This window comes from Pseudoalteromonas sp. S3776, from assembly GCF_005886915.1.
In the GTDB taxonomy this organism is placed as follows: Bacteria; Pseudomonadota; Gammaproteobacteria; order Enterobacterales; family Alteromonadaceae; genus Pseudoalteromonas.
Genome location: NZ_PNCU01000011.1, coordinates 57,547 through 68,174, shown reverse-complemented (window position 1 = coordinate 68,174; position 10,628 = coordinate 57,547). Strand labels below are relative to the sequence as shown.

9 protein-coding genes are annotated in these 10,628 nt (G+C 40.6%); 4 read left to right on the top strand and 5 right to left on the bottom strand.

Annotated features, from left to right (window positions below; genetic code table 11):
- Positions 1-473: 473 nt before the first annotated feature.
- Positions 474-1,331, bottom strand: coding sequence for a tetratricopeptide repeat protein (locus tag CWC16_RS06375; RefSeq protein WP_138540919.1), 858 nt, complete (start codon positions 1,329-1,331; stop codon positions 474-476).
- Positions 1,332-1,425: 94 nt separating this feature from the next.
- Between CWC16_RS06375 and CWC16_RS06370 the strand changes: the two genes are divergently transcribed.
- Complete coding sequence (locus CWC16_RS06370; RefSeq protein ID WP_138540918.1) at positions 1,426-2,739, top strand: M20 metallopeptidase family protein; 1,314 nt, start codon at positions 1,426-1,428, stop codon at positions 2,737-2,739.
- 22 nt (positions 2,740-2,761) lie between these two features.
- Here CWC16_RS06370 and CWC16_RS06365 read toward each other — a convergent pair whose 3' ends face one another.
- From CWC16_RS06365 to pomA, 4 genes are all read right to left on the bottom strand, one after another.
- Positions 2,762-4,702 (bottom strand): DNA topoisomerase III, encoded by a 1,941-nt coding sequence (locus CWC16_RS06365; RefSeq protein ID WP_138540917.1) that lies wholly within the window; start codon positions 4,700-4,702, stop codon positions 2,762-2,764.
- Positions 4,703-4,747: 45 nt separating this feature from the next.
- Complete coding sequence (locus CWC16_RS06360) at positions 4,748-5,263, bottom strand: hypothetical protein (RefSeq protein ID WP_138540916.1); 516 nt, start codon at positions 5,261-5,263, stop codon at positions 4,748-4,750.
- A gap of 204 nt (positions 5,264-5,467) precedes the next feature.
- Positions 5,468-6,388, bottom strand: coding sequence for a flagellar motor protein MotB (locus CWC16_RS06355; RefSeq protein WP_004586875.1), 921 nt, complete (start codon positions 6,386-6,388; stop codon positions 5,468-5,470).
- Positions 6,389-6,390: 2 nt separating this feature from the next.
- On the bottom strand, positions 6,391-7,158 hold the full coding sequence (gene pomA / locus CWC16_RS06350) for a flagellar motor protein PomA (protein ID WP_004586874.1): 768 nt from the start codon (positions 7,156-7,158) through the stop codon (positions 6,391-6,393).
- Positions 7,159-7,474: 316 nt separating this feature from the next.
- On the opposite strand from pomA, the gene CWC16_RS06345 reads away from it, so the two are divergent.
- The 3 genes from CWC16_RS06345 to dxs all read left to right on the top strand — a co-directional run bounded on the left by CWC16_RS06345 (position 7,475) and on the right by dxs (position 10,572).
- Complete coding sequence (locus CWC16_RS06345) at positions 7,475-7,717, top strand: exodeoxyribonuclease VII small subunit (RefSeq protein ID WP_055018143.1); 243 nt, start codon at positions 7,475-7,477, stop codon at positions 7,715-7,717.
- A 2-nt stretch (positions 7,718-7,719) separates the two neighbouring features.
- Positions 7,720-8,607 (top strand): (2E,6E)-farnesyl diphosphate synthase, encoded by an 888-nt coding sequence (gene ispA / locus CWC16_RS06340; RefSeq protein ID WP_138540915.1) that lies wholly within the window; start codon positions 7,720-7,722, stop codon positions 8,605-8,607.
- A gap of 102 nt (positions 8,608-8,709) precedes the next feature.
- Positions 8,710-10,572, top strand: a complete 1,863-nt coding sequence (dxs, locus tag CWC16_RS06335; RefSeq protein WP_138540914.1) for a 1-deoxy-D-xylulose-5-phosphate synthase — start codon at positions 8,710-8,712, stop codon at positions 10,570-10,572.
- The last annotated feature ends 56 nt before the right edge of the window (positions 10,573-10,628 follow it).

Below are 10,628 nucleotides of genomic sequence, written 5' to 3'. Positions count from 1 at the left end.
GCCTCACTACGGTTGTAGCTTGGCTGTTAGAAGTCAATCTGTACGAGTGCCCACACAGATGATTGCTTTATATTGTTAAAGAACGTTGCGATTAAAGCGTATTGCTTTATCTCGCTAGGGCTGCGCATGTTACGCTTTCCTATTTTTTTGTCAACACTTAATTTTGTTAAACTTGAAAGTTTTTAAAACGAAGTTTTACTCGACTCACTGATTAGCTCGTGCCTCGCTATGCGTTGCGCTCTGCCGTCTCAGTGGGGTCGCATTATAGGGAGAACGGATTTTTACGCAAGCGTTTTTTAATAAAAACTATAAATAAAAGCTATTTCGTGTAATTTTCACTCTAAAGAGCCAAAATAAGTACAAAAAACAAACTAAACCTATATACAAAGCCCAGTTTGTTTTAAATATAACGATGTATAAAACGCAAAAAGCACCTATGAGGTGCTTTTTAGTTAATTTATTAACTACGGGTATTAATACAAAATACTATATAGCTTTCTTCTGTATTTCGCTGCAAGTGCATCTCCATCTGGTAGAGAAGCGATAATTGCTAAAAAGCTTGCTTTAGCGTCATTAAAGTTAAGATCCTTTTTAAGTACGCTGAAGAGTGTTTCGAGTGCTTCTTCTTTTCGTCCTGCATCATTTAGCAATTGGCTTAGCTCTGTTTTTAAGTCTAAATCATTTGGGTACTTTTCTACTTGAGATTGCTTTTCTTTTATCTCTGGCGAGTCGGTAGCTTCGAGGGCCGCTTCGCATTTTGCTTTTATGTTATGAAAGTAAGCATCTTGCTCTTGGGCGTCAATTGTATCAATAAGTGCTTGAGCATCATCTAGCTTATGTATTTGAATACATATATCAGCTAATACAAGCTTTATACGGGCATTTGCACTGTCTATTTCATACGCTTGCTTTGCGTAATTAAATGCAGCATTTAGATCCGACTTTAACAATGCTTGTTTTGCTTGTTCAAGAAGTAGGTCCTGTTGCGCTGGTAAATGCTTACTCAGGGCTTCGCGAATTTGCGCGTCTGTTTGCACGCCCGCTAATAAATCGACTGGCGCTGAATCTTTTAACAATACAAGTGTAGGTAAGGTTTGCAAACCAACCTGCTGCGCTAATTGCGAGGCAAGTGCTTGTTCTGCGTCACAATCAAGGTTAGCCACTACAATATGGTCTTTATATTGCGTAGCTAAATTTTCTAATATGCCGATTTGGCTAATACACTCAGGACTTTGTGGCGAGTGGAAGTTAAGCAGCACCAACTTTTGTTGTGATGTTTCACCGAGTACTTGCTGAAGGTTTTGTGCGTTGATACTAACTATGTTGCTCATTGAATTAATTGCCATATTCATTTATTTAGGTTTTTATATGGAGACGAACATAATAAATACAAGTATTAAATACTTTCAAATAATGAGGGAAAACATGAAAATCACCTATCTAGCTGCAGCATTTATGATAGCAAGCCCACTTACTTATGCTAAGCCCCTAAACTTAGATTTAACTAAGAGTATGCCAGCTATTGAAAAGTTTTACCTCGACTTACACCAATCTCCAGAGCTTTCATATCATGAAAAAGAAACTGGTCAAAAAATAGCATCGCGATTAACAAAACTTGGGTTTGATGTAACAGATAATGTGGGCGGCTATGGTGTGGTAGGGATTTATAAAAATGGCACCGGCCCTACAATAATGATTCGTACTGATACCGATGGCTTACCTATTGTTGAGCAAACTGGCAAAGCGTATGCGTCTAAAATAAAAGTTATAGATGAGCACGGCGCTAATGTAGGTGTAATGCATGGCTGTGGTCACGATATACATATGAGCTCATTTATTGGCACCGCCGAGCAACTTATTGCCCATAAAAATAAATGGCAGGGCACGCTAATGATGGTTGCTCAACCTGCAGAAGAAGTAGGCGGTGGCGCAAAAGCAATGCTAAATGAAGGCTTATTTAGTAAATACGCGAAACCCGACCACGTTATTGCATTACATGTAAGTGCCAGCGTACCTGCTGGTAAGGTATCAATGAAAAATGAATACACTATGGCAAGTGTTGATTCGGTAGATATTGCTATAAAAGGTAAAGGAGGACACGGCGCCTACCCGCACACTACCGTAGACCCAGTTGTTATTGCTGCACGTACGGTATTAGCATTACAAACAATCACAAGTCGCGAGCTTTCTCCACTTGAGCCTTCTGTTGTGACTGTGGGATCTATTCATGGTGGTTCAAAGCATAATGTGATTTCCGATGAAGTAAAACTTCAGCTTACGCTTAGAAGCTACAACCCAGAGGTGCGTACGGCGCAAATAGCCGCTATAAAACGTATTACAGCCGGTATTGCTCAAAGTGCAGGCCTTACTAATTCGCACTACCCTGTTGTTCACGTTCATGAAGATGAATCTATTCCATCTACTTACAACAACCCTCAGCAAACTAATATTGTTAGGAGCGCTATTGCTGATGCAATTGGCGAAACTAATGTACTTGAGACAAAAGCGGTTATGGCTGGTGAAGATTTTGGGCTTTACGGTAGAACTGACGAAAACATTCCTATTACGTTATTTTGGCTAGGTGGAGTAAACCAACAGCAATATACAAATGCGATGAAAAGTAACCAAACACTTCCCTCATTACACTCAAGTAAATTTGCGCCAGATTATAAAGTAGCATTACCGACCGGTATAAAAGCCATGAGTAACGCTGCAGTCGCGTTATTTAATAAAAAGTAAGCCGTATTTGAGAGTTCAGCAATTAAGTGGTTGCTGAGCTCTTTTTATAATTTGTTTTTTTAAATGGTGTTTTTTTACCACGCTTAGCAAAGCGCTTTTTAGGCGGAGCTTTAGGTAGCTTTGAAAATACATGACTATCACAACTAGCTGCTTGCTGTACAAAACCTTCAAGCTCCACCAGCAGTGGTTGTAAAAATTGTTGGTAGCTCATTGTTTGTTGAGCAATGTTGCCTAAGCTCGCCTCCCATTTAGCGGTCAAATCGGGACTAGCTAAGCCCTCTGGTAAAACACTAATAAGTGCCAGGCCTGTTTGTGTGGCTTTAATTGATTTACCTTCGCGCTTTAAAAAACGACGCCTAAATAATAATTCAATAATGCCTGCGCGGGTAGCCTCTGTACCTAATCCATCAGTCTCTTTGAGTATTTTTTTAATTTGTGAATCTTTTACATAACGACTAATGCCGGTCATGGCAGCCAGCAATGTTGCATCAGTAAAATGAGACGGTGGCGTAGTGTGTTTTTCTACAACTTCACCTTTATTGCAGTTAAGCGCCATACCTTTTGTTAAATGAGGCAAGGTTGCTTCATCTTTTAGCTCGGCTTTGCCCATTAATACCTTAAACCCTAGGCTTACATCTTGTTTTGCATTGGCTTTAAATAAACCTCCCGCAATGGTTACCTCTACTTTAGTTTCGTTATAAATATAATCGGGGTAAAACTGAATTAAGTAATGCCTGCTAATAAGTTGATATACTTTTGCTTCATCAGGCGCCAGAGTCGCTGTTTTTAGTTGTTTGGCGGTAGGCACAATTGCATGGTGTGCAGCAACTTTTGCATCGTTAAAACATTTGCTACGTTTTTTAGCGTCTGCCCCATTCACAAATTCAGTACTTTGACCGCCATTAGCTGCAATTGCTTTTAAAATTGCAGGCGCATCTAAATGATGCTCTTTAGGCAAATAACGATTATCGGAACGAGGGTAAGTAATTAACTTATGACGCTCATAGAGCGTTTGGCAAATATCGAGTACTTGCTGAGCTGCCATACCCAATGCCTTTGCAGCATCTATTTGCAGTGCCGATAAATTATAAGGCAGCGGCGCGCTTTGTTTTTTTTGTTTTTGCTCGAGCGCAGTGACTTCAGCTGGTTGATTGGCTATTCGCGAGGCGACATTTTCAGCAAGTGCTTTATTTAATACACGCCCTTCTTCATCTTGATACGGTTCGCAGGCTTTGCTTGGTACCCATTTGGCCACAAAGCTTTGCTGCTCAGGAGTTATTAAATGCGCCAACACGTCATAAAATGGTTTTGACACAAAGTTAGCTATTTCGTTATCCCGATTAACCACTAAACCTAAAATTGGGGTTTGTACGCGACCCACCGACAACACATTGCCAAAGCCAGCTTTTTGCCCCGCCAGCGTATAAGCACGCGTAAGGTTCATACCAAATAGCCAATCTGCACGTGAACGCGCAAGCGCCGACACACTAAGCGGAATAAATTCACGGTTTGAACGCATGTGGTTGAGTGCTTTTTTTACCGCCGCTAGATTTAAATCACTTATTAGCAAACGCTGAATACTTTGCTTTTTGGTTTTACTTATTTTGGCTTGCTCTATGACTTCATCAACCAACAATTGGCCTTCCCTATCGGGATCGCCCGCATGCACCAGCACTGATGCCTGTTTAATTAGCTTTTTTAAAATAGTTAATTGCTTACGCGTTTTCGTTTTTGCTTTGAGCTGCCACTGCTCCGGCACTATGGGAAGGTGTTCAAATTGCCACTTTTTAAAACGCGCATCATAATCATCAGGTTCAGCTTGCTCTAACAAGTGCCCGATACACCACGAGACACAGTCGCCATTAGCCACTTCTATATAGCCATCGTGTTTTTTATGTGGTTTAGGCAGTGCATCAGCAATAGCTCTGCCAAGTGATGGCTTTTCTGCGATATAGAGTTTCATGGGAGCTGCTCATTAACTGTTTATATAAACAGTAGTTTAGCACAGCTATTTTAAGGGTGGGGAGTTTTTATATTTACTATTAATCGGGTATTCTTTATTTTTAACTAAAATATAAATAAGAGGGAGGTAGCACACTACAACAGTAGAAATATTAATGAGTGGCAAAAGCGTTTTATACATTAAAGTGCTATAAGATAAATCCCATAAATGGCGATCTACAACTCTAAATAGCTGTAATATAGGCGCCATAATAACCACAAGCTGACCTAATACAGATTGCCATAAGTAAACTTTATCTTTTAAACCTAGGTAAGCAATGAGTGCCATCCAAGCAATATCATTAAAAGCCCAAACAACGTATCTGTATATGTTTATACCTTTATCCAACGCTTTTAAAGGCTCATATATAAAAGCGCCGAATAAGAAAAAAACACTCGTGATACATACAAACCTGAGTGCTAAATAATCTTTTCTTAGATAGAAAATAAAAATAGCAGGGAGTAAAAATAAAACCCAACTTAGCTCAAGAAAAGAATGTAACTCACTTAACCATATTGGCATTGTTATTAATTAGTCTTATCTTCGTCACCACCAGAACCATTTCCCGGCATATCGCAATATTTACTGATTGTTTTCACAGGCACTCCATTACATATGTTAAAGAAATGTACTGTAAGCTAAAATGATGAGATTGCCAAGATACTTCAAGGGATAAAGTACCTTAAAATGAAACTAATTTAATAAAGTATAACGCTAGGCAATAACCTAGCGCACATCAATCGGGTCTGACTCTTTAGCCTTACCTTGTAAGATTGATATTTCTACTCGGCGATTCCTACGCCTGTCTTCATTAGAGTCGTTAGGCACAAGTGGGCGAGTATCAGCACGCCCTACTACCATCATGCGGTTTTTATCAAACCCTTGTACCGTTTGTAATTCGCTTGCTACCGCCACAGCACGCTTTGACGATAAATCCCAGTTATTAATATATAACTCGTTAGAAACCTGAAAATCATCGGTGTGACCCGATACCGTAATTTCACCAGGTACATCTTTTAATAACTCACCAATATCTTGAATTATGGGCTTAAACTTGGGTTGTAAAAAAGCACTGCCAGAGGGAAATGAGCCATTTTCACGGATACGAATAATGATTTGCTGCCCTAAAGATTCAAGCTCGATTGCACCATCGATAATCTGTTTTTCGAGCTGTTGCGCTATTTTTTTCACTAGCTCGTTAGTTTGTTCTTGATCAGCGGCTGAAGTTGCTTGCTCTGAAGATTGCTGCTGAGATGTACTACGAGACTCGCCACCACGTTTATCGCCACGTTGTTCTTGTCTACCACCAGCGGAGCTTTCATCGCCCGCTTGAAACTCTAACATTTGCTGGGTCATTTCAACGGTTTGCTGTTGTATGGTTTCTATCGGGGTAGGTTCAGGCTTACCTGGGGTAAATTCCATAGCAATAACTGACGTTCCTTTTGGAATGTCTTTTACTTCTATTTTATTTTGAACACCAAAAGCAAACTTCATCGAGCCTGCTATTTGCTTAAATTTAAGTACATCCATTTCTGAAAACGCGAGCAAAAGTACAAAAAAGCACATTAAAAGCGACATTAAGTCGGCAAATGTTCCCATCCAAGCGGGCAGACCTGGTGGTGGGCATTTGCACTCTTGATCAGACATGGTTACTCCTCGGTATCTACTTTGCGCTTAGACTCAGCAAGGTAGTTTTTCAGTATACCTTCAATTACTTTCGGGTTTTGGCCATCTTGAATCCCTAAAATAGCATCCAGTATTAAACGCTGGTTCATCGCTTCTTCGTCTTTACGAAGCTCCAGTTTTACCTGAATAGGAATAGCCACAACATTTGCTAAAAAGGCACCATATAGAGTAGTTAACAAGGCAACCGCCATTGCGGGGCCGATGGCTTTAGGGTCATCCATGTTAGATAACATAGCAACTAAGCCTATTAACGTTCCTATCATACCCATTGCAGGGGCTATATCGGCAAGTGACTTAAATAACCCGGCGCCCAATTCGTGACGAGTTGTAGTTAAAGAAATGTCTTTTTGAAGCGTGGCACGCACTACATCAGCATCGTGGCCATCAACGAGCATATCCACACCTTTGCGCATAAAAGGGTTTGGTATTTCAGCTTCTTCGAGGGCTAAAAAACCGCCTTTACGGGCCGAATCAGCAAGTTCAACTGCTTTTTCAATCAGCTCTTCTGGCGATTCGATTTTAAACATAAATGCTTTACCAACAACCTTACCTATGCCCAAAAACTGCGACAAGGTAAAGTTTGATAACACTATAAATAGTGAGCCACCAAATACAATTACGCTAGAAGGTGCATCGGCAAACATCCCCATTTCGCCGCTACTACTCATAAACATGGACATGACAATTAAACCAATTGCGCCAAGGATCCCAATTATGGTTGCTAAATCCACATTTCCTCCAAAGTATTATACTTTGTTATTCAAACTTTTATTATTAACTGCTTATCGGCAAGATACTGAAATACTTAAGCCATTTTTGAAAAAAGTGTAAAACACTGTGTTTTGCCTAATTTTAGATCAAGATACCCTACTCGCCTAGCGACTAATTAATTTTTATTGTACACAGTGGGGGCTAATACGCATCTTATACGTTATAAAAATACGATTTAAACTGATATAACTTAAAAAACAGCGATCATCCTTTGACCTAGTTTAGCATTCCCCCTAAAATTGGCTCCTAAATTTATCATGCTGGCTGAAATTAAACATGGCGACTAAAAAACCTGAAAACCTAAGTTTTGAACAAGCTCTCGAAGAATTATCAACCATTGTCGGTGACATGGAACAAGGTGACTTATCGCTTGAACAGTCGTTAAAACAATTTGAGCGTGGTATAGCCTTAGCAAACGCCTCAACGGGCAAGTTGCAACAAGCTGAGCAAAAAGTCTCTATTTTAATGGGTAATGATGAAAAAGCAGCGCTGACTTCCTTTAATAATGAAGTGGAATAACCGTGAGCATACAAGAAAAAATAGAATGTGCTCAACAAGATGTCGTAAAGACCCTGCAACAGTACTTTGATCAACCCCTTGATACCGCACACATAGTAAAAGAAGCCACGCATTACGGCTTATTTAACGGTGGCAAGCGTTTACGTCCCTTTTTAGTCTACGCAAGTGGTGAAATGCTCGGAGCTAATAAGCAAGATCTAGACACCCTTGCTGCTGCTATTGAATGTATTCATAGCTACTCGTTAGTACACGATGATTTACCAGCCATGGATGACGACGACCTTCGCCGCGGGCGCCCAACTTGCCATATAGCGTTTGATGATGCGCATGCAATTTTAGCGGGCGATGCACTACAAACATTAGCCTTTGAGCTTATTTCATCTCATAATTTTACTTGCAGCGCGACAACACAAGTAAAAATGATCAGCGCACTGGCTAAAGCATCCGGGCTTGAAGGCATGGTAGGCGGGCAAGGGTTAGATATTGCAGCTACAGATAAAGTGATTACAGTACAACAGCTTGAACGAATTCATAGATTAAAAACGGGTGCTTTAATAAACTGTGCTATTACTTTAGGTGCATTATGTAGCGAAAAAGCAGACAAACAAACCTTAGAAAACTTAAGTGTTTTTGGGTATGCTATAGGGCTGGCATTTCAAGTGCACGACGACATTTTAGATGTTGAAGGTGACACATTTACTTTAGGTAAGCCACAAGGCTCTGATTTAGCTGCTAATAAAGCAACTTATCCGGCCCTATTAGGTATGCAAGGTGCCAAACAAATGGCGCAAAATTTAATAGAGCAAGCACATCAGGCATTAAACAAAATAGATGCTGATACCTCTACTCTAGCGGCGTTGGCAAACTACCTGATTAAACGTGACCATTGAGTGTTACATATACGTATTGCCATTTAGCACTGACATTATTACTCAACAGCGGTAACAACGACTAAGTTAGCACCGCTGTTAGCGAAGGATAAAATAAATACCATGACACTTGATAGTAGCAAGTATCCATTACTTAACTTGGTTGACGAACCAGCCCACTTACGCGACATAGCGCAAGATAAACTCCCTGCGTTTAGCAACGAGTTACGAGACTATTTACTCAACTCTGTTTCGCAAAGTAGCGGCCATTTAGCGTCTGGTTTAGGAACTGTTGAGCTTACCGTTGCGCTTCATTATGTGTATAACACACCAGAAGATCGCCTAGTGTGGGATGTGGGCCATCAAGCGTACCCGCATAAAATTTTAACGGGCCGACGCGATTTAATGCACACAATTCGTCAAAAAGATGGATTACACCCCTTTCCTTTTCGTGAAGAAAGCCAATACGATACGTTTAGTGTTGGGCACTCAAGCACCTCTATTTCAGCTGCGCTCGGTATGTCTATTGCAGCTCAAAAAGAAGGCAAAGGCCGTAAAACCGTTGCCGTTATAGGCGATGGCGCCATTACAGCAGGAATGGCATTTGAAGCCATGAACCACTTAGGCGATGTAAAATCTGACATGTTAATCATTTTAAATGATAACGAAATGTCGATTTCTGAAAACGTTGGTGCGTTAACCAATCACTTTGCGCGTATTTTATCTGGTAGCTTTTACACAAATATTCGCGAAGGCAGTAAAAAGTTACTCTCTGGCGTGCCTCCTGTTAAAGAGCTTGCCAGTAAAGTAGAAGAGCACCTAAAAGGGATGGTTATTCCAGGTACCTTTTTTGAAGAACTAGGTCTTAATTACATTGGCCCCATTGATGGCCACGATGTAAATATGCTTGTAGATACACTGCGTAATATGCGTAATTTAAAAGGGCCTCAGCTTTTACATATAAAAACGCAAAAAGGAAAAGGCTATAAACCGGCAGAAGCTGATCCTATTGGTTATCACGGTGTACCAAAGTTCGACCCTAATACATCAAGCTTACCTAAATCTAAACCTGGCGCCGCCACTTTCTCTAAGGTGTTTGGTGATTGGTTGTGTGATATGGCCGAGCAAGATAAAAAATTAATGGCTATTACACCGGCAATGCGTGAAGGCTCAGGTATGGTGCGTTTTTCAAAAGAACATCCAGAGCAGTATTTCGATGTAGCTATAGCAGAGCAACACGCTGTTACATTGGCTGCCGGTTTTGCTTGTGAAGGGTTAAAACCCGTTGTAGCTATTTACTCGAGCTTTTTACAACGTGCGTATGATCAACTTATTCACGATGTTGCACTGCAAAAACTACCGGTGCTTTTTGCTATAGACCGCGCAGGTATTGTGGGCGCCGACGGCGAAACACACCAAGGTGCGTACGACTTAAGCTTTATGCGTTGTATTCCCAACATGGTTATTATGGCCCCAAGTGATACTAACGAGTGCCGCCATATGCTTTACACCGGCTATAAGGCTAATTGCCCTGTAGCAGTTCGCTACCCACGTGGTAGTGCCGGTACTGCCGATATTCAAAGCGAAATGACACTATTAGAACTAGGTAAAGCTCATACCATTAAGCACGGCGCTAAAATTGCTATTTTATCCTTTGGTACTTTGCTTGAAAACGCCCAACTTGCTGCAAATGAGCTAGGTGCAACGTTAGTTAATATGCGCTTTATTAAGCCACTTGATACACGTTTATTAGATGAGCTTAGCCAAACTCATGATGTAATAGTAACACTTGAAGACAACGCTATTAGTGGTGGCGCTGGCTCTGCTGTTAATGAATATTTAGCAGCGCAAAAAGCCAGCCTAAAAGTGCTTAACTTAGGTATTCCTGATGAATTTATTAAGCACGGCACACAAGCGCAAATGCACGATGAAATGGGCTTAGGCGAACAAGGCATTTTAAATTCAATAAAATCCTTTATCGCTTAATTAAACAAAAAGAAAGGAGCTTTTAAGCTCCTTTCTTTTTAGCTAAGTCTTGTACA